Origin of the sequence: Pseudomonas sp. DSV-1 (assembly GCF_035830915.1) — a bacterium.
Taxonomy (GTDB): Bacteria; Pseudomonadota; Gammaproteobacteria; order Pseudomonadales; family Pseudomonadaceae; genus Aquipseudomonas.
The window spans coordinates 4,004,676-4,023,758 of sequence record NZ_JAYMYG010000001.1; the positions used below are offsets into that span (position 1 = coordinate 4,004,676).

A 19,083-nucleotide genomic window follows, 5' to 3' on the forward strand; every position below is an offset into this window, starting at 1 on the left:
AATTACTTCCTTCAAGCCAGACCTGCCGGGTTTTACCAGTCATTTGGCAAATTTCTCCAGCAAGCGTGGCGCAATCTTGTCCAAGGGGCGGATCTCAACCGCTGCATCGATGGCGGCCGCCGCTTTGGGCATGCCGTACACCGAGCTGCTCTGTTGATCCTGGGCAATGGTGAGAAAACCCTGCTGACGCATGAGTTTGAGACCTTGAGCCCCGTCACGTCCCATGCCGGTCAACAGCACCCCTACCGCATCACCATTCCAGTACTGGGCAACACTTTCAAAAAAAACATCTATCGAAGGTCGGTAGATTTCATTAACCGGCTCGGCGGTATAGGCCAGCGTGCCGTTTTTCAATAACCGTATGTGGTGGTTGGTCCCTGCCAGCAGGACTGTCCCCACCTGAGGGGTTTCGCCGTCACGGGCCAAACGCACGTCAAGCCCGCACGAGCTGCTCAGCCACTCGGCCATGCCGGCAGCGAAGACCTGATCCACATGCTGGACCAGCACGATGGCCGCACCAAAGTTCCTCGGCAGGCCCTTGAGCAATGTTTCGAGCGCTGCCGGCCCGCCCGCCGACGAACCGATGGCCACCAGCCCGCCCCGTAAACCCGGAACACGTGGCTGAGCAGAAACCGGGGAGACCCGTTTTTCGCTTTGGCCCATCAACCAGCCGACATTGAGGATCTTGCGCAGGAGTGGCGCCGAGGCCTCTTTGGGATTGCTGCCACCCAGCACGGGGGTATCCACCACGTCCAGCGCGCCAAAGCCCATGGCTTCGAACACCCGGTGGACATTCTGCTCACGGTCGATGGTCACAATGACGATGGCACACGGGCTTTCGGCCATGATCCGGCGTGTCGCTTCGACCCCGTCCATGACCGGCATGATCAGGTCCATCAAGATCAGGTCTGGCGTGTTTTCGGCACACAGGCGCACGGCCTCTTCGCCATCACTGGCGACCCAGACCACCTGGTGGGCAGGTTCGAATGCAAGGGCTCGACGCAAGGCTTCAACCGCCAAGGGCATATCGTTGACGATGGCTATTCTCATGTCTGGGCTCCTCCAATCAGCTCAACCACTGCATCAAGCAGCGCATCGTCATGGAAACTGGCTTTGGCTAGATAATAGTCGGCTCCTGCATCCAGGCCGCGCCGACGGTCTTCTTCACGATCTTTGTAAGACACCACCATCACCGGCATCGATTGCAATCGACTGTCGCGACGTAACAGCGTAACCAGTTCGATGCCATCCATGCGCGGCATATCGATGTCGGTGATCAACAGATCAAAGTGTTCGGCACGCAAGGCATTCCAGCCATCCATGCCGTCAACCGCCACAGCGACTTCATAGCCACGATTGAGCAGCAACTTGCGTTGCAACTCGCGCACTGTCAGGGAGTCATCCACGACCAGGATACGTTTGCGAGTCAGTTCGGCGGTGTGCCGGTTGCGCCGGTCGATACGTTCCAGACGCCCGGTGTTGAGCAGTTTGTCCACCGATCGCAGCATGTCTTCGACATCCACGATCAGCACCGGCGAGCCATCGTCAAGCAAGGCCCCGGCCGAAATATCCTGCACCTTGCCCAAACGCGGGTCCAGGGGCAATACCACCAGGGTACGCTCACCCACAAAGCGCTCGACAGCCACGCCGTACACGGCGTCGCGCTCGCGAATCACGACCACCTTGAGGGTTTCGTCATCGCTCTGACTGGGCGGGCGCTGCAGCAATTGACTGGCGGCCACCAGCCCCACATGCCGGCCCTCATGCCAGAAATGCTGGCGCCCCTCCAGTTGCACAATGTCATCCGGATGCACATCGCGCATGCGCTCGATATGCGCCAGCGGGAACGCGTAAGCCTCGTCTGCGACCTCCACCACCAGACTGCGCACCACTGACAAGGTCAGCGGTACTTCCAGATGGAAGCGACTGCCATGCTGGGGGGTGTGCTCCAGCACAATGGCACCGCGCAGCAGGCGCACCATGTGCTGAACGGCATCCAGCCCCACGCCGCGCCCCGAGACTTCGGTCACGGTGTCGCGCAGGCTAAAGCCCGGTAAAAACAGAAAGCTCAGCAGTTCTTCTTCGCTCAGTTGCGCCACTGTAAGCTCGGTGGACAGCTGACGTTCAACGATGGTGCGGCGCAAACGTTCCAGGTCGACACCGGCTCCGTCATCGCTCAACTCCAGCACCAGCAGCCCGGCCTGATGGGAGATGCGCAAGCGAATCAGGCCCTCGGCCGGCTTGCCGGCCAGCAGTCGCTGCTCCGGCGTCTCAATGCCGTGATCGACGGCATTGCGCAGCAAATGGATCAATGGCGCTTCGAGCTTTTCCAGCACATCGCGGTCAACCTGGGTTTTCTCGCCTTCGATTTCCAGGCGAATCTGTTTACCCAGGGCGCGGCCCAAATCACGCACCATGCGCTCCTGCCCCACCAGAACATCGGCAAACGGGCGCATGCGGCAAGCCAGGGCCGTGTCGTAGAGCATTTGCGCACGCTGACCCGCCTGCCAGCAAAACTCGTCGAGTTCGGCGGTCTGTTCGCCAAGCAATTGCTGGGACTCCGCCAGGATCCGCCGGGCGTCTATCAACGCCTCTTCAGCTTCATGGCCAAGCCCCATGACCTTGAGCTGCTCACTGAGGGTGTCCATCGCCCGCAGGTTGGTGCTCTGCATGCGTTTAAGGCGCTGCAATGTCACCAGAAAGGGCTTGAGCCGCTGGGTTTCCACCAGGGATTTACTGGACAGATCCAGCAGGCTGTTCAGGCGCTGCGCCGTGACCCGCAAGACCCGTTCGCCGCTTTCGGTCAGGCGTTGCGGGCGACGCACCGGCTCTGGCGACACCTGGGGCTCGACCTGAGCCTGCGCAGGCACGTCAATCACGGGCTCTGGCGCAACCGGCGTCGGCATCAGCAGCAGTTGCGACACGTCAAAATCGGGGGGCGCTACCTGCACAGACGGGGCCACCGGGGCCGAAGGGTCCAGCAGTTCATTCATGTGCGCCACATAGGCGTCGATATCTTGCGGGCCCACCGTGTTGCCGGGGGTCGCGATACGCATCAGCAGGTCAGTCCCTTGCAGCAAGGCATCAATATGCTCGCGCTGCAGGTACAAACGGCCTTCCTGGGCACTGACCAGGCAATCTTCCATGACATGGGACACGCTGACCCCGGCGTCCACCCCGACAATCCGTGCCGCACCCTTGAGCGAATGGGCGGCACGCATGCAGGCTTCAAGCTGGTCGGCCTGGGTCGGGTTACGTTCCAGCGCGAGCAAACCGGCATTGAGCACCTGGGTTTGCGCCTCGGCCTCAAGACTGAACAGCTCAAGCAACGAGGCGTCGCGCATTTGCTCAGGGGTCATGTAAGGCTCCGGGTGATTGCACTCAACAGTTGCTCTTCATCCAATAAACGCAGACTGCGGGTTTTCCACTGCAGCACTCCCCGGGTGTATTTGGCGCTGGCATGCCCGCCAGAGACTGACGCTGCGTTGATGTCACCCTCGGCGATATTGTGGATGCCATCCACTTCATCCACCGGCAGCACGACCGCTCCGCCGTGGGCCGCCACAATCAACATGCGCGGCATGACCCGCAGCGATGTTGCACCGGGCACTCCCGGGTCGAGCCCCAACAGCTCAACCAGTGACAGGCACGGCACCAGGGTGCCGCGCACATTCGCCACCCCGCGCAAGGCGCTGGAGCGCTGGTGAGGCAAGGAGTGGATCGACTGCATCGGCGCGACTTCATCCAGACACCGCGTGACCAGCGCCAGCCATTCATCGCCCAAACGAAAAATCACCAGCGAGCAGGTCGCCACTTTCTGCTCATGCCCCTGGGAGGCCTGTATTTCCTGGCTCTCGTGCTCAAAGGCGTAGCGATCCAGCAAACGGGTCGCAGCACTCGAATACACGGCGCAGTTACGGCAATGGATATGCTGGGGCAACACCGTACAGCTCTTGTCACCGTAGATACCAATGCGGTTCCAGCAGTCATCGATAGCCTGCGCTTCGGAGTGGATCAAGCTCTGTGCGGCTAAAGTGCTCATTGTTTACGCTCACTTTGGGCCGAACGCCCGTTACGGGCAGCGCGCTCGTTCAAGCGCTGAGCGCCTGCCGTATCGCCTTGCGAAGCCAGCAGGGCCGCCAGATGGGCCAATGCCTGCGAATGCTGGGGTTCCAGGTACAGCGCCTTGCGATAAAAAACCTGGGCCTCGGCCGTCTGGCCCTGAACATCACTGAGCAGGCCCAGCCAGTAAAAGACTTCTGCCTGCGGGTCATGGCGCTGCAAGAACTGCTCGCAGACCGCACGGGCCTCTGTGCTTTTACCTTCGTTGGCCAGGGTCGCGATTCGCTCCAGCAAAACCATCGGATCTTCAGCCGTCGAAGGGGCTTTTGGCGCCGCATGGGCCTGGGGCCTCGGCGCAAAGGGTCGGTTGGCCGGTGGAGGCAACGGGGTGGGCGGCTGGGGGCGCATCAGCGGTTTGAACTCTGCCAGTACAGGACGAGCCGCAGGAGCAGGTTCGTGGCTGTGGCAAAAGGCAAACGACTGTGGCGCACCGATCGAACGCATGCCCAAGCGGCTGAGCAGGCTGCCCTCGGCCGGGCCAATAAACAAAACGCCGTCCTCACAGGTCAGACGCTTGAGCACATCCAGTGCCTTCTGCTGGGTTTTAAGATCAAAGTAGATCAAGAGGTTGCGGCAGAACACAAAGTCATAAGGCGCATGACTGCCTGCCAGCGCCGGGTCCAGCAAGTTGGCGACAGTGAAGCGGACCTGTTCGCAGACCCGCCCGGACAGTTGATAACCGTCAGTCTCAAGGCTGAAGTAGCGCTCGCGAAAATCAGTTTGCTGACCACGAAAAGAGTTTTTGCCATACAGGGCAGTCTGGGCCCTTTGGACTGAAAGCGGGCTGACATCCAGCGCTTCGACTTTAAATTGATGCGCAGCAAAACCGGCATCGAACAGCGCCATTGCAATCGAATACGGCTCTTCGCCGGTCGAACACGGCACGCTCAGGATTCGCAGGGCGCGCCGATTGCCGATTTGGGCCAGGCGCTGTCTGGCCAGGCGTCCCAGCGTGACAAAGGACTCGGGATAACGAAAAAACCAGGTTTCGGGCACGATCACGGATTCGATCAGGGCCTGCTGTTCATCCTGGGAGCTGAGCAGGTGCTGCCAGTAGCGATCGTTGTCGACCATGTGCAGCGCAATGCAACGCTGGCGAACGGCACGTTCAATAATGGCCGGACCGACCGAAGCCACATCCAGGCCGATTCGCTGCTTCAGAAAATCGAAAAAGCGTTGATCGGTACTCATGGGCTCACCTGCGCGCAGGCGTCATCTTCACCTTGGGCAAAAAGCAACGCATACACCGCCGGGCTCAGCAACTCATCGACGCTCAACCACTGCAACAGCCCCGCTTCGTCTTTGCGCACGGGCCCCAGATAAGGCGCATCGCAGTTATCGATGCAATAGGGCTGAAACTCCGCAGGATCACAGCGCAAGGTATCGCTGGCCTGCTCAAGCAGCAGACCGAGCAATTGCCCGCGATAGTTGACCAGCACCAGACGGGTGCTGGTGCGGGCCACGGCGTCGGTGCCAAACGTCATGGCGCTGATATCGATCACCGGAATCATTCGGTCACGGTGAGCGAACACCCCGGCCACCCACGCAGGGGCATGGGCAATGGGCTTGAGCGGCAAGCGCGGCAGCACCTCGACGACATCGGTGGCGGCCAGGGCATAGCGCTCGTTGCCAATGTAAAACACCAGAAACAGGCGTTGCTTGGGCACCTTCGCGCCCGCGTGCTTGGCTAGAGGCTCGCTCATCAGACTTTGAAGCGCGAAACGCCGCTGCGCAGCCCGACGGCAACCTGACTGAGTTCGTCGATCGCAAAGCTGGCCTGGCGCAAGGACTCGACGGTCTGGCTGCTGGCATCACCCAGTTGTACCAGCGCGAGGTTGATCTGCTCGGCACCCGTGGCCTGAGCCTGCATGCCCTCATTGACCATCAGCACACGCGGCGCAAGGGCCTGGACCTGATGGATGATTTGCGACAATTGCTCGCCCACCTGCTGCACCTCGGACATGCCGCGACGCACCTCTTCAGAAAACTTGTCCATGCCCATCACGCCTGCAGAGACCGCCGACTGAATTTCGCGCACCATCTGCTCGATATCGTAAGTGGCCACAGCGGTCTGGTCAGCCAAACGCCGGACTTCCGTGGCGACCACGGCGAAACCACGGCCATATTCACCGGCTTTTTCAGCTTCGATGGCGGCGTTGAGCGACAACAGGTTGGTCTGGTCGGCCACTTTGACGATGGTCACGACCACCTGATTAATGTTGCCGGCCTTCTCGTTGAGGATGGCCAGCTTGGCATTGACCAGATCGGCGGCGCCCATGACCGAGTGCATGGTTTCTTCCATGCGGGCCAGGCCTTGCTGCCCGGAACCGGCCAGTATCGAAGCCTGATCCGCTGCCGAAGTCACTTCGGTCATGGTGCGCACCAGGTCACGGGACGTGGCTGCAATTTCACGGGACGTGGCGCCGATCTCGGTAGTGGTCGCAGCGGTCTCAGTGGCCGTGGCCTGTTGCTGCTTGGAGGTGGCGGCGATTTCAGTGACCGAGGTGGTGACCTGCACCGAAGAGCGCTGGGCTTGAGATACCAGCGAAGTCAGCTCCGCCATCATGTCGTTAAAGCCGGTTTCAACTGCACCGAACTCGTCCTTGCGCTCCAGGTTCAAGCGCGAGCTCAAGTCACCGGAGCGCATGACTTCGAGAATCGAAACGATGCGCTGCATCGGCGACATGATCGCCTGCAGCAACAGGAAGCCACACAGCGCCGCGGCCAGTACGGCAATCACCAACGAAACAATCATGCTGATCTTGGCAGTCATTACCGCTTGACCAATGTTGTCGGTTGCAAGAACAGCGGACTCGCGATTGCCATCGATAATATCGTTGAGGGCCTTGCGTCCAGCCATCCAGGCCGGGGCAAGTTCCTCGCCAAGCACCTTGTGGGCCTGTGCAAAGTCCTTGTTCTGATACAGGTCCAGAACCTTCGCCAACACCAGGCCGTATTCCTCATGAAGACGTACGAAGCTCTCGTAGTGAGCGTTGTCGTCACCTTCAAAAATGGTGCTGCGATAGTTCTTCAGTTCCCTGTTCAAGCGGTCTTCGTAATTGGCGTACAGCTTTTGGTCTTCGTTGGTCAGATCACGCTGGTTGAGCGAACCCACCAGTTCCAGGGTCAAGACATAGCTGTCGACCCAGGCACTGCGAATCATCGAGCTGTAATAAACCCCGGGGATCGAGTCGGTTTGCACCTTCTCTTCGCTGCTTTGGATTGAGAGCAGGCGCGAGTAAGACGCCACAACCATCAGCAACATAATGGCGATGATTACAGCAAAGCTCGCCAAGATGCGTTGGCGTAACGTCCAGTTCTTCACAGTCGATCCTCGGGAGCCATTCAAATGAAGGCGAGTATAGCCGAGGGTACGCAAGGATTCGTACAGACGTTGAGACAGATCTCACAGCAACAAACAAAAAAGCCTACGCATAAAAACAGACTAAATAAGTAGGAGATCACAAATTGTGCTCAATCTGTGGGAGCGGGCTTGCTCGCGATTCAGGCGACGCGGTGGATCTGGCAAACCGCGTTGTTTTCATCGCGAGCAAGCGCGCTCCCGCAGGTCAGATGTCACTCATACAACCCGGGGGTTGCCAGTCAAAACATCAGGGCATTGGTCAGGTCACCCATCGGCGTCTGTCCGCGCGCTTTCATTGCATCGTCACGCTGTTTGAGCCCATCAAGGACTTCCAGCCCGTGCACGCGGGTGATCAGGCGAAGGATCGAAGCAGTGTCATACACCGTGTGATCCACCGTCCCCTTGCGTGCGAAGGGTGATACCACCAAGGCAGGAATTCGCGTACCCGGCCCCCAACGGTCCCCCTTGGGCGGTGCAACGTGATCCCACCAGCCACCGTTCTCGTCCACCGTGAGCACTACCACCATGTTTTTCCATTGAGGGCTGTTACGCAGCACCTTGAGTGTGCGGTCGAGATGGCGATCACCGGCGGCCACATCGGCATAGCCCGCGTGCAGGTTGAGGTTGCCCTGGGGCTTGTAAAAGCTCACTGCGGGCAGTTTTCCGGCTTCGGCGTCGGCCAGAAAGCGGTTGGTGGTCGCCTCGTCGCCCAGGCCACCGTCGCGCAGCCGCTTGTTGCGCTCTGCCGGGTTGTGCGGGCCTTGTCGCTCGAAGTAGTTGAACGGCTGATGGTGGTACTGGAAGTTAGGGATCCTGGGGAGGCTTTCAGACCCTTTATACTGCTCCAGCGTGGCCTGCCAGGCGCCAGCGTACCAGGCCCAGTCGATGTTCTTTTTACTCAGCTTGTCGCCAATATGCTCGTGGCTTTGTGGCACCAGCACACTGGGCAGGTCGGGCTTGGCGTAGTCCGGTCGTTCAGGGTCGCGAATCCAGGTCGGCCAGTAGGGCGGGGCCATTGTGTTCACCGCGAAGCCGTCCGGCGTCAGGGCGCTGGGGCCGAACTGAGGAGCACCGGTCATGGCGCTGGCCGGGGACTTGCCCAGGGGTTTGAGGCGCGTGCCGGTGGGATCATCACCTTGCAACACCGCGATCTGGGCCTCGGCCACTGAGGTGTTCGCGTTGGGATAGAACGGCACGGTGGCGCTGATCAGGTACTGGTGGTTGAGAAACGAGCCACCAAAGGCGCCCTGGAAGAAGTTGTCACACAGCACGAACTCACGGGCAACGTCCCACAGACGCAGGGAATACTGGGACTGGGCGTAATAGCCCATGGTGAACCCACCGGAGTCTCCCCAGGCAACGAACTGATCATTCTTGCCGTCATTGATCTGCATCTGGTTCTGATAGAACACGTGCCACAAGTCGCGGGTGATCAGGTTGAGCGGCAGGTCTTCCTGATTCGGCCCCTTCAGGGCGAAGGGGGCATTGGGCAGGTTTTCCTGGAACTGCACACCCGGGGCATAGGTCACGCCATCGACCGTCTGCGGCCCCACTTGCAGCACCCCGCCCCAGGCTGGCGGCAAGGTCTGCAACAGGCTGCCATCGCGGTCGCGTTGCTGATAGTCGGCGGGCTTGAGTGCCGACAACGGTTTTTCTACACCCGGAAAGTTGGCGAACAGGTTGTTGAAACTGCGGTTCTCGGCATAGATCACCACGATGGTCTTGACCTGTTCGTGGAGCTTTTTGTCCAGCTCGACCGGGGACAATGGCTGCGGATTGGTGGGAGCGTCGTGCTCAAAACCGCCACAAGCGCTCAAGGTGGCCGCTCCTGCGCCCATTGCCGCAGCACCGGCCAGGAAACGACGGCGGCTGCTATCGACCTGGAGAGCCTTGTCTTTCTCGTCACTCATTACACATTCCTGATCAAACGTAACAAAATGTTTCTTGCGGGCACGCTATCAGGGGATTATGACGAGGAAGTGGCAACGGTTCGAAGAAAAGAACCACGAATTGGCTCGTGTGGTGTTTTCACACATAAAAAACGCCCCGGACCATTGCGGACCGGGGCGCTGAAAAAAACATGGGGTGAAGCCTGCCCCCATAGGGCTGCAGAAGGACTTTAGCTGCTCGCCTGCTTGACCTGAGCTTCGAGCTCAAGCTTGAGGCCCGGGTCAAGCTTGAGCTGTTTGGCCAGTTCTTCCAGGTAGGCACGCTCCATGAAGTGCTCTTCATCCACCAGGATCAGGCTGGCGATATACATTTCGGCGGCTATTTCCGGGGTGCTGGCAGCACTGGCCACTTCGGCAGGGTCCAGGGGTTTGTTCAGCTCGGCCTGCAGCCATTGCCGCAGTGCAGGGTCGCCGTTGAGTTTGCTGAGTTCGCCCTCGATCAACTGGCGCTCGCGCTCATCCACATGACCATCGGCCTTGGCGGCCGCTACCAGGGCTTTGAGAATCGCCTGGCTGTGTTGCTCAACCTGTGGCGCCGGTACTCGGTCAATGGTTTGCGGCTCGGTTTGCGGTGCAGTGCCCTGGCTGGCCTGCCAGTTGCCGTAGGCCTTGTAGGCCAGCACGCCCAGGGCGGCCAGACCGCCGTAAGTCAGAGCTTGCCCGCCATATTTGCGCGCACTCTTGTTACCCAGCAGCAGGCCCAGTGCACTGGCCGCCAGTGCGCCGCCACCGGCACCTGAAAGCAAGCCGCCCAGCCCACCGGAACCCCCCAGCAGCCCGCCCAACCCACCTTTTCCGGCACTGGAAGCGTTGCCTTGAGCGCCGGCTTTCTTCTCCAGCATTTGCTGGCCGGATTTCAGTAACTGATCAAGCAATCCACGGGTACTCATACGCAGCCTCTCGCAACAGGGTTCAAGGGAAGCCACAAAGCCCGCCAAACAGGCGGGCTTGTGGTGGAAACAGACGCGTTTCAGTCACGCAAGTCAGACTCATGAATCGGTTGGTCACGGTGGGTGGCACGCTGGTACTGGGCAGGCCACGTGGCCTTTTTGCCACCCAGGTCATCATCGGCGTGCAACGGCCAATACGGATCACGCAACAGCTCGCGAGCCAGCAGAATCAGATTGGCCTGACCGGTGCGCAGAATATGTTCGGCCTGAGCAGGCTCGGTGATCATCCCCACCGTGCCGGTGGCGATGCAGGCCTCTTTGCGCACGCGCTCGGCAAAACGGGTCTGGTAACCCGGCCCCACCGGAATTTCGGCATTGGCCGCCGTTCCGCCTGAGGAGACGTCGATCAGGTCGACACCCAACGCCTTGAGGCGTCGTGCCAGCTCAACGGTTTCGTCGGGGTTCCAGCCGTCTTCGACCCAGTCGGTGGCCGACACTCGCACAAACAGCGGCAACTCTTGTGGCCACACCCCGCGCACGGCCTCGGTGACTTCCAGCACCAGGCGAATGCGGTTTTCGAAGGAGCCACCGTACTGGTCTCGCCGCTGATTGCTCAGTGGCGAAAGGAATTGATGCAACAGGTAGCCGTGGGCAGCGTGCACCTCAACCACCGAAAAGCCCGCTTCCAGCGCCCGCTTGGCGGCATCGACGAAAGCCTGGATCACATCCTGTATCTGGGCTTCGTCCAATTGTGTCGGCGCGGTGTGTTGCGGATCGAAGGCAATCGGTGAAGGTCCGACGGGCACCCAGCCGCCCTCCTCCACTTTGACGCTGCCATGCTTGCCCAGCCACGGACGATGGGTACTGGCCTTGCGCCCGGCATGGGCCAACTGAATACCGGCCACCGCACCTTGTGCCCGAATAAAGCGGGTGATGCGCTGCAGGGGTTCGATCTGTTCGTCGTTCCACAAGCCAAGGTCCTGGGCGGTGATTCGCCCTTCAGGGCTTACGGCGGTGGCTTCGGTAAAAATCAGTCCGGCGCCGCCTACGGCACGGCTGCCCAGATGGACCAGATGCCAGTCATTGGCCAGTCCGTCGACACTGGAGTACTGGCACATGGGAGAGACCGCAATGCGGTTAAGAAGGGTCAGTTGTCGCAGAGTGTAGGGCTCGAGCAGCAGACTCATGGGTCACCTCTAATTCCAGTGGGTAGGCTCCAAGTACTTCTAGAGACTAGTCGACAACACTGGATGAGGGCGAGTTCAAATCGCACAGGGCAGGAGTAAATTTCCTGTGCGAGTAACCCGTTTTTTTGTGGGAGCGGGCTTGCTCGCGATACAAGCGCCGCGACCTGTCAGACAACCCGGGGAGATGTTATCGCGAGCAAGCCCGCTCCCACAAAGGGGGGACTGGAGGTATTAACGTGGTTCGATATGGGCAATCATCAGTTGCACGGTTTCGTTGCCGCGAAACTCGTTGAGGTCGAGTTTGTAGGCCAGCTCAACCCAGCGAATGGTCGGGTTCGGCCACACTTCGCGATCGACCCCGAAGGCAATGCCGTCGAGCTTCACACTGCCGCATTCAGTTTTGAGCACCACTTTCAAATGCCGCTCGCCAACGATGCGCTGCTCAACCAACTGGAACACCCCGTGAAACAACGGCTCCGGGAAGTGCTGCCCCCACGGCCCGGCATTGCGCAGGGCCCGCGCCAGCTTCAGGTGAAACTCTTCAACTGCCAGGCTGCCGTCGGACAACATACGCCCGGTGAGGTCCTCTTCACGCAGTTGACGTCGGACTTCGGCATCAAATGCCTGAGAGAACAGCGTGAAGTTGGCCTCGGGCAAGGTCAATCCGGCCGCCATCGCATGGCCGCCGTATTTACTGATCAAGTCCGGATGCTGGGCGGCCACTACGCTGAGTGCGTCGCGGATATGAAAACCCTGAACCGAACGCCCCGACCCCTTGAGCATGCCGTCGCCTGCATCGGCAAAGGCGAAGGTTGGGCGGAAGTAACGCTCCTTGAGGCGCGAAGCCAGAATCCCGATCACCCCCTGGTGCCACTCAGGATCAAACAGACACAGGCCAAACGGCATGCTGTCGATTGTCAGATCCTTGAGTTGGGCCAGCGCTTCACGCTGCATCCCCTGCTCGATGGACTTTCGGTCCTGGTTCATCTCGTCCAGTTGCGCGGCCATTTCCCGAGCCGCATTGGCGTCATCGGTCAGCAGGCACTCGATGCCCAGGCTCATGTCGTCCAGTCGCCCGGCGGCGTTCAGGCGCGGCCCCAGGATAAAGCCCAGATCGGTCGAGGTGATTTTTGAGTGATCGCGCTTGGCCACTTCCAAAATGGCCTTCAGCCCCGGACGCGCGCGCCCGGCACGGATTCGCTCAAGCCCTTGATGCACCAGAATCCGGTTGTTGGCATCCAGCGGCACCACGTCCGCCACACTGCCCAATGCCACCAGGTCCAGCAACTCGGCGATGTTCGGCGCCTTGCTGTCCTGGTACCAGCCCAGGCTGTTCAAGCGCGCACGCAAGGCGATCAGTACGTAAAAGATGACCCCGACCCCCGCCAGCGCTTTGCTGGGGAATTCGCAGCCGGGCTGGTTGGGGTTGACGATGGCATCCGCCGCCGGCAGTTCGTTGCCCGGCAAGTGGTGGTCGGTAACCAGCACGCTCAATCCGGCTTTTTTGGCCGCGGCCACGCCTTCAATACTGGAGATCCCGTTGTCGACCGTAATCAGCAACTGCGGGGTACGCGTCAGCGCGACTTCGACGATTTCCGGGGTCAGGCCGTAGCCGTATTCAAAGCGGTTGGGCACCAGATAATCGACATGGGCCGCCCCCAGCAAACGCAAGCCCAGCATGCCCACCGTACTGGCCGTAGCCCCGTCGGCGTCAAAGTCGCCCACGATCAGAATGCGCTGGCGCTGCTCGAGCGCCACCACCAGCAAATCCACGGCCGCATCGATGCCCTTGAGCTGCTGGTACGGGATAAGTCGCGCCAGACTTTTGTCCAGCTCAGCTTGCGACTGCACACCCCGTGCCGCGTAGAGACGCGTCAGCAGGGTTGGCATTTCGCCCAAAAAAGGCAGGGTTTGAGGCAGTGGACGAGGTTCGATGCGCATAAGCGGGTGAAGAGTCTCTTGGTCGTAATAAAGTGGAGTGGCTTAGCCGCGTTCGCCTTGCAGCCACTGCAACTGCACTTCGTGCTGGCCGCGATCGTCGGTCACGAAGATAGTGCCTTCGCTGATCATGACATCCCACTTGATAACCCGTGGCATGTCTTTGGCCAGCACTTCAAGAATCTCTTGCGGGACGGCAGCAATGTTGACGTTTTTCAGGTTTTTGATCGCCGGGATCACCTTGCCTTCCCACACACGCAAGCTGCCATAGGCCAGCAAACTGGTGCGCTCGGTACGGCGCGAGCACCAGGTCAGGCGGTCGGCGTCGGGCTGGCCAACTTCGATCCAGTGCAAAACACGGTCATCCAGGCTTTTTTCCCACAGAGCTGGTTCGTCTACATCAGACAGGCCACGACCAAAAGACAGATGCTCGTTGTACCAAAAGGCGTAGGCAAGAAGGCGCACGGTCATGCGTTCTTCGGTTTCCGAAGGATGACGGGCGATGGTCTGCTTGACGCTTTCATAAACCCCGCGATCGAGATCGGTCAGGTTGAGTTCAAACTTGTAGGTCGTGGACGGCTGTGCCATGAACGGGCTTCTTGATACTGAGAAAGGCGGCAAGTCTAACCGATACGCTGTCATTGAACGAATCGACCCGCTTCTTGCCAGCGACCAGCTATGTTAAAAGGCTGTACTCGCTCGCCCCCAGGACAAGGATTCCACATGCCGCTTGCCACCAAACCCCTATCAGGCCTAAAGGTCGTCGAACTGGGCACTCTGATCGCGGGGCCTTTTGCATCGCGCATTTGCGCTGAGTTTGGCGCACAGGTGATCAAGGTCGAGTCCCCGGATGGTGGCGATCCTCTGCGAAAATGGCGCAAGTTGTACGAAGGCACGTCGCTGTGGTGGTTCGTCCAGGCGCGCAACAAAAAATCCCTGACCCTGAACCTCAAGCATCCCGATGGCCTGGGCATCCTCAAGGCCTTGCTGGCTGACGCCGATATCCTGATCGAAAACTTTCGCCCCGGCGTGCTCGAAAAACTGGGCCTGGGCTGGGATGTGCTGCATGCCCTGAACCCGAAACTGGTGATGGTGCGCCTGTCCGGCTTTGGCCAGACCGGCCCCATGAAAGACCAGCCGGGCTTTGGCGCGGTAGGCGAGTCCATGGGCGGGCTGCGCTACATCACCGGTTTTGAAGACCGCCCTCCGGTGCGAACCGGCATCTCCATTGGCGACTCGATTGCCGCGCTGTGGGGCGTCATTGGCGCCCTGATGGCGTTGCGTCATCGCGAGGTCAACGGCGGGCAAGGCCAGGTGGTGGACGTAGCACTCTACGAGGCCATTTTTGCCATGATGGAGAGCATGGTCCCCGAATTCGATGTGTTCGGTTTTATCCGCGAGCGCACGGGCAACATCATGCCGGGCATTACCCCGTCTTCGATTCATACCAGCCTGGACGGCAAGCACGTACAGATCGGCGCCAACGGCGACGCTATCTTCAAGCGTTTCATGCACATCATTGGCCGTGACGACCTGGCGAATGATCCGGCACTGGCCAGCAACGATGGCCGTGACGCCCGTCGTGATGAGCTGTATGGCGTGATTGACCGCTGGGTCGGCTCGCTGCCGCTTGAGACGGTGCTGGAGCAGTTGAGCACGGCGCAAGTCCCCGCCAGCCGCATTTTTTCAGCAGAAGACATGTTCACTGACCCGCAATTTCTGGCCCGTGAAATGTTTCTGCAAGCCAAGCTGCCTGACGGCAAAGACTTCAAAATGCCCGGTATCGTGCCCAGGCTGTCTGAGACTCCCGGCTCGGCCGATTGGGTCGGGCCTGAGTTGGGCGCCCATAATCATGAGTTGTTGAGCGCGCTGGGCTACGACGCAGCAGCCATCGCCAACCTCAAGCAAGCGGGCGCCATTTAGGCCCGTTGCCACGTTGAGTGGCAACCGAAGGAGATCAGCACGATGACTCATCGCTTGAAGTGGCGAAGCCTTTGGGCAGGCCTGATAACGCCGCTGCTTCTGGTCTGGGCCACCGGCAGTCAGGCCGAGCCAAAGCTGATCTGGCTGCTGCGCGATCTACCGCCGCTCACGGTGTTTCACGGGCAGCAAAAAGGTCAGGGGGTCATCGATCAAATGATGCCCGTGCTGATCGAAAGCATGCCGCAGTACCAGCACGTCATCATGCAGGTCAACCGGGCGCGGGCCCTGCAGATGCTGGGTGAACGGGCACTGGCCTGCGATCCGGCCTTGATCTGGAACCCCGCTCGCGCCCAGTCGATTGTCTACTCCGCACCCGTTGCAGTCATGCACAGCAATGGCATGGCCATTCTGAGTGAGAACCGGCACCTGGTCGAACCCTTCATCCAGAACAACAAGGTTGACCTGCCAGGGCTGCTAAAGGCTCAAACCATGAAGCTTGGAGTCATTGCCAAGCGCAGCTACGGCGAGTGGATTGACGCCCAGCTGACCCAGGCCCCTGCCAGCCAGATTGTCATGCATTACGGCAACGATCCGCTGAGCAGCCTGCTGCAAATGCAGCAGGCTGGCCGCATGCCGGCACTGCTGGGGTATTGGCCGGAGATCCAGGCCAAGGCCAACGAACAAGGTTTGCCGCCCGACTCACTGACGTTTTACCCGATTCAGGGCGCACCCGAGTTTCAGTCCATTTACATTGGTTGTTCGGCCACACCTGAAGGTCGCGAGGTCATTCGCAGCGTCAATACCCTGCTCAACACATTGGGGCCAGCCCCCGTGTCGCACCTGGATTCGCAATGACAAAAAAAACAATAAAAAAAACCCGAGCAGTGGGGAAGCTACTCGGGTTTTAACAAGGTCTTGACGACCCGCTCAACAGGCTACAAGCATCGGAGCAATAGACTTGCTCCTGTTGATGGAAAATCTGACACACCAAGCCCGCTGAAAGTTCCCCGATACCAGCAGTTAATTCCCCTTGGCAGCGCCAGCGCTCGAACACGTGCGCTGATATGAGTCCAGCAATTGCCCCAAGCTGCCCAGGGTCAGTGGTTTAGACAAGCAGCCCAACACCCTCAGGCCTTGCTTGCGGGCCAGCTGGGCCGCTCTTTCGATCACAGGGGGCGCCGCCGCACTCAAAATGATCACCGCCCTCGCACTGCGCGCGCGGGCCAGTTCGCTGATCAACTCAAGCCCCGATGTGCCGTCCATGTAGAGATCGCAAATGGCAAGATCGATTGCCCCGCACTTGAGCAGGGACTCCCGGGCCGAGTCCACGCTTTCAGCCGTCAGGACGTCAAAAATCCGAAAAGCGTTCAACATTTGGTGCAACGCCATTAACTGAAACGGGTTGTCTTCAAGAATCAATACTTTCAGAGGCCGCATCTTGAACCTTCAGGGCATAAACCTGCTGTTACAGAGTGTGTGAACTTTAGTAGGCCCAGCAGCCAAGAAACATAGGAAATTTCTGAAAGTTGTGCTGTTTTATACAAAGTTTGTTTTTAACGTTTAAGTGAGCCTGCTAGCTCCACTTCCTGGTCTCGGAGGTATCAAACCACCCGCCTACCAGCCCTTCCAGCCGCCCTGATACGGAGTAAAACGGGACAGTCCACTGGTAGATTTCCATACCTCCCGCTTTAAACTCCACCCACCGTTTTTTGTAGCAAGGCTTACGGCTCTGGATCATGCGCATAAGCTCTTGCTGAAACTGCTCAGCCAGCTCATCAGGAAATAAATTGACGTCCGTGACCTTCAATCCGCATATCTGCTCCAGTTGCACCGACAAGCGCTCTTCATAGCTTTTATTGCAGGCGAGCAACTCACCTTCCAGGCCCACCACGAATATCGGGCTGGGGATGCCATCCAAATAACGTCGATTGAGTTCCAACTCCTCGCGCAGGGATTGCTCAAACCGGCGCCTGATCCCTAGCTGCCTGCGCAGAGACCGGTTCCATGAAAACAGCATGAGGCCAGCGGTAAACAACGCTGTAAATGCCCAATACAACCAGACTGAAGGGTAAGACCCCCCCTCGATAACAAGTGGTTGACCAACGCCTCCCAACCATCGGGTTCTCAGCGCTCGAAATTCGGCCACCGGAATGGCCTCAAGCGCCTTGTTCATGATGCCAAGCAGCTCAGGGTATTGGGTCGATACCGAAAAACTGGCAGCGGTCCATCGTCCATCCACACTGCGCCCGACCTTTAGACGCCCCGGCGGATAGAGGTGAGCTTGTGTCTCGCTCTGGATCGTTGCATCCGCATCACCCGTGGCCACTGCGTGGCGTGCCTGGGCGTAGGTATCCACCAGCAGCAAGGTGATTGCGGGGTACTCTCGTCGAATCAAGTCTTCGAGGGCGTGCCTGGCGGGAAGCACCAGTACCTTACCCGCCAACTGGTCCAGCGAACCCAGCCGGGAATCATTGACGCGCACCACAAATACCCAGGGTGCCCCTCCGTAGGAATAGGTGAAGTCCAGAAAAGCGCTACGCTCACGGTTTCGGGAGAGGCTGGAGTTCATTTGCGCCTCGCCACTTTTGAGCATGTCCAGAATGTTCACCGTAGAAAACGCTTCCTTGTGCACAAACTGCAGCCCGGTCATTCGAGATATACGCGCCAGAATGTCAACGCTCAGCCCCACCCAGCGACCGTCTCCAGCCCTGAACGCGTACAACGGAAACTGTTGGGTGGCGAGGGTCACGACCGGATGACGCTTGATCCATTCCTGCTCGTCGGGCAACAGATCGATGGGCTGCTGCCCGCTGCTCCCTTCAAGCCCGGTCGTCCAGCGGGCCAGGACCATCTGCCTCGTTGCGTCATCAATGCTGCCGAATGCCTTTTCAATCAACGCTGCTAGCTGGGGCTCGGAGCGGCGAGTGGCAAAAGCAAACCCGTCAGCCGGCAAAACGCTATCACCCATAATGCGCACCCCTGAGTAAGGCCGAACATTCTTGAATGCCTGCACCATGAGCTCGTTACCGATGAATGCATCGATATCCCCTTCAGCCAGCGCTTCCATGGCACTCTGCAAATGGGGGGTGAGGATGAGCTCGCTGTCGGGGTAAAACCCATGGGCGGTCTGTATATCGACGTAACCATCGACAAAGCCGATCTTTTTACCCGCCCAGCGCGTAATCGGCTCGAAGTCACTGGCACGCCCGACGATGACCCCTTGATCAACCATGTAGCTGCGGGAAAAAGCGATGCCTTCAATCCCCCGTTCAAAGCCGCTGGCACTGGTCAGGATGTCGATTTTCCCGGCCAGCAGCTCGGCCACTGCCTGGTCTCGCTTTTTGTAGCCCAAAAGCTCGACAGACACTCCCAGCCTGTCACGAACGAGCCCCAGGTAATCGGCGCTGAGGCCCTGGTAGTAATCGCGATCATTGGTGATATCGACAGGTTCGTAATCGCCGAGGGCGATACCCACACGCAGCGTTGGGTGATCGGCCAGCCATTGCTGTTCAGAGGCATCCAGTTGCAGCGGCTTGAACTCGATAAAGCTTGTTGCAAGCCTGAAGGGCAAACCATGGCTGGCAATGGCCGGCTGCATACAGGTCAGGAGAACCATCGCCAGCAATAGGCGCGCCCCTGATTCAAATGCCTGGTGAAGTGGTGACATGACAGAATCCTTGGCCACAAACCCGCCAACATGCGGGGTCTAA

15 protein-coding genes are annotated in these 19,083 nt (G+C 59.4%); 2 read left to right on the forward strand and 13 right to left on the reverse strand.

Annotation, left to right across the window (positions count from 1 at the left end):
- Positions 1–39: 39 nt before the first annotated feature.
- The 11 genes from VSQ83_RS18740 to VSQ83_RS18790 form a co-directional block, all read right to left on the reverse strand.
- Positions 40–1,050 (reverse strand): chemotaxis response regulator protein-glutamate methylesterase, encoded by a 1,011-nt coding sequence (locus VSQ83_RS18740; protein ID WP_219261650.1) that lies wholly within the window; start codon positions 1,048–1,050, stop codon positions 40–42.
- Positions 1,047–3,359 (reverse strand): hybrid sensor histidine kinase/response regulator, encoded by a 2,313-nt coding sequence (locus VSQ83_RS18745; protein ID WP_133077763.1) that lies wholly within the window; start codon positions 3,357–3,359, stop codon positions 1,047–1,049. The genes VSQ83_RS18740 and VSQ83_RS18745 overlap by 4 nt, the downstream gene beginning before the upstream one ends.
- Positions 3,356–4,042: a chemotaxis protein CheW gene (locus VSQ83_RS18750; protein WP_133077764.1), complete on the reverse strand. Its 687-nt coding sequence runs from the start codon at positions 4,040–4,042 to the stop codon at positions 3,356–3,358. The genes VSQ83_RS18745 and VSQ83_RS18750 overlap by 4 nt, the downstream gene beginning before the upstream one ends.
- Positions 4,039–5,313: a CheR family methyltransferase gene (locus VSQ83_RS18755; RefSeq protein ID WP_133077765.1), complete on the reverse strand. Its 1,275-nt coding sequence runs from the start codon at positions 5,311–5,313 to the stop codon at positions 4,039–4,041. The genes VSQ83_RS18750 and VSQ83_RS18755 overlap by 4 nt, the downstream gene beginning before the upstream one ends.
- Complete coding sequence (locus VSQ83_RS18760) at positions 5,310–5,825, reverse strand: chemotaxis protein CheW (RefSeq protein ID WP_133077766.1); 516 nt, start codon at positions 5,823–5,825, stop codon at positions 5,310–5,312. The genes VSQ83_RS18755 and VSQ83_RS18760 overlap by 4 nt, the downstream gene beginning before the upstream one ends.
- A complete protein-coding gene (locus tag VSQ83_RS18765; RefSeq protein WP_133077767.1) occupies positions 5,825–7,447 on the reverse strand; it encodes a methyl-accepting chemotaxis protein in 1,623 nt (540 codons plus the stop codon). The genes VSQ83_RS18760 and VSQ83_RS18765 overlap by 1 nt, the downstream gene beginning before the upstream one ends.
- A 278-nt stretch (positions 7,448–7,725) precedes the next feature.
- Positions 7,726–9,396 carry an acid phosphatase gene (locus tag VSQ83_RS18770; protein ID WP_219261652.1) on the reverse strand — a complete coding sequence of 557 codons (1,671 nt, stop codon included), beginning with the start codon at positions 9,394–9,396 and terminating at the stop codon, positions 7,726–7,728.
- A gap of 209 nt (positions 9,397–9,605) precedes the next feature.
- Complete coding sequence (locus VSQ83_RS18775; RefSeq protein ID WP_133077769.1) at positions 9,606–10,325, reverse strand: tellurite resistance TerB family protein; 720 nt, start codon at positions 10,323–10,325, stop codon at positions 9,606–9,608.
- 80 nt (positions 10,326–10,405) lie between these two features.
- Positions 10,406–11,512, reverse strand: coding sequence for an NADH:flavin oxidoreductase/NADH oxidase (locus VSQ83_RS18780; protein WP_133077770.1), 1,107 nt, complete (start codon positions 11,510–11,512; stop codon positions 10,406–10,408).
- A gap of 231 nt (positions 11,513–11,743) precedes the next feature.
- A complete protein-coding gene (gene recJ, locus VSQ83_RS18785; RefSeq protein WP_326427324.1) occupies positions 11,744–13,453 on the reverse strand; it encodes a single-stranded-DNA-specific exonuclease RecJ in 1,710 nt (569 codons plus the stop codon).
- A 42-nt stretch (positions 13,454–13,495) separates the two neighbouring features.
- Entirely contained in the window at positions 13,496–14,038 is a 543-nt protein-coding gene (locus VSQ83_RS18790) for a YaeQ family protein (protein ID WP_019822101.1), read from the reverse strand.
- 135 nt (positions 14,039–14,173) lie between these two features.
- Between VSQ83_RS18790 and VSQ83_RS18795 the strand changes: the two genes are divergently transcribed.
- Complete coding sequence (locus VSQ83_RS18795) at positions 14,174–15,373, forward strand: CaiB/BaiF CoA transferase family protein (RefSeq protein WP_133077772.1); 1,200 nt, start codon at positions 14,174–14,176, stop codon at positions 15,371–15,373.
- Between the two features lie 42 nt (positions 15,374–15,415).
- Positions 15,416–16,228, forward strand: a complete 813-nt coding sequence (locus VSQ83_RS18800; protein ID WP_326397416.1) for a TIGR02285 family protein — start codon at positions 15,416–15,418, stop codon at positions 16,226–16,228.
- Positions 16,229–16,393: 165 nt separating this feature from the next.
- On the opposite strand, the gene VSQ83_RS18805 is transcribed toward VSQ83_RS18800, so the two are convergent.
- A complete protein-coding gene (locus tag VSQ83_RS18805) occupies positions 16,394–16,810 on the reverse strand; it encodes a response regulator (RefSeq protein WP_326397415.1) in 417 nt (138 codons plus the stop codon).
- A 136-nt stretch (positions 16,811–16,946) separates the two neighbouring features.
- Entirely contained in the window at positions 16,947–19,040 is a 2,094-nt protein-coding gene (locus tag VSQ83_RS18810; protein ID WP_326427325.1) for a transporter substrate-binding domain-containing protein, read from the reverse strand.
- Between the last annotated feature and the right edge of the window lie 43 nt (positions 19,041–19,083).

Coding starts and splice junctions, on each gene's coding strand:
- VSQ83_RS18790 (WP_019822101.1), bottom strand. CDS start 14,038: ATGGCACAGCCGTCCACGACCTACAAGTTTGAACTCAACCTGACCGAT.
- VSQ83_RS18740 (WP_219261650.1), bottom strand. CDS start 1,050: ATGAGAATAGCCATCGTCAACGATATGCCCTTGGCGGTTGAAGCCTTG.
- VSQ83_RS18750 (WP_133077764.1), bottom strand. CDS start 4,042: ATGAGCACTTTAGCCGCACAGAGCTTGATCCACTCCGAAGCGCAGGCT.
- VSQ83_RS18770 (WP_219261652.1), bottom strand. CDS start 9,396: ATGAGTGACGAGAAAGACAAGGCTCTCCAGGTCGATAGCAGCCGCCGT.
- VSQ83_RS18760 (WP_133077766.1), bottom strand. CDS start 5,825: ATGAGCGAGCCTCTAGCCAAGCACGCGGGCGCGAAGGTGCCCAAGCAA.
- VSQ83_RS18805 (WP_326397415.1), bottom strand. CDS start 16,810: ATGCGGCCTCTGAAAGTATTGATTCTTGAAGACAACCCGTTTCAGTTA.
- VSQ83_RS18775 (WP_133077769.1), bottom strand. CDS start 10,325: ATGAGTACCCGTGGATTGCTTGATCAGTTACTGAAATCCGGCCAGCAA.
- VSQ83_RS18780 (WP_133077770.1), bottom strand. CDS start 11,512: ATGAGTCTGCTGCTCGAGCCCTACACTCTGCGACAACTGACCCTTCTT.
- recJ (WP_326427324.1), bottom strand. CDS start 13,453: ATGCGCATCGAACCTCGTCCACTGCCTCAAACCCTGCCTTTTTTGGGC.
- VSQ83_RS18810 (WP_326427325.1), bottom strand. CDS start 19,040: ATGTCACCACTTCACCAGGCATTTGAATCAGGGGCGCGCCTATTGCTG.
- VSQ83_RS18745 (WP_133077763.1), bottom strand. CDS start 3,359: ATGACCCCTGAGCAAATGCGCGACGCCTCGTTGCTTGAGCTGTTCAGT.
- VSQ83_RS18795 (WP_133077772.1), top strand. CDS start 14,174: ATGCCGCTTGCCACCAAACCCCTATCAGGCCTAAAGGTCGTCGAACTG.
- VSQ83_RS18800 (WP_326397416.1), top strand. CDS start 15,416: ATGACTCATCGCTTGAAGTGGCGAAGCCTTTGGGCAGGCCTGATAACG.
- VSQ83_RS18755 (WP_133077765.1), bottom strand. CDS start 5,313: ATGAGTACCGATCAACGCTTTTTCGATTTTCTGAAGCAGCGAATCGGC.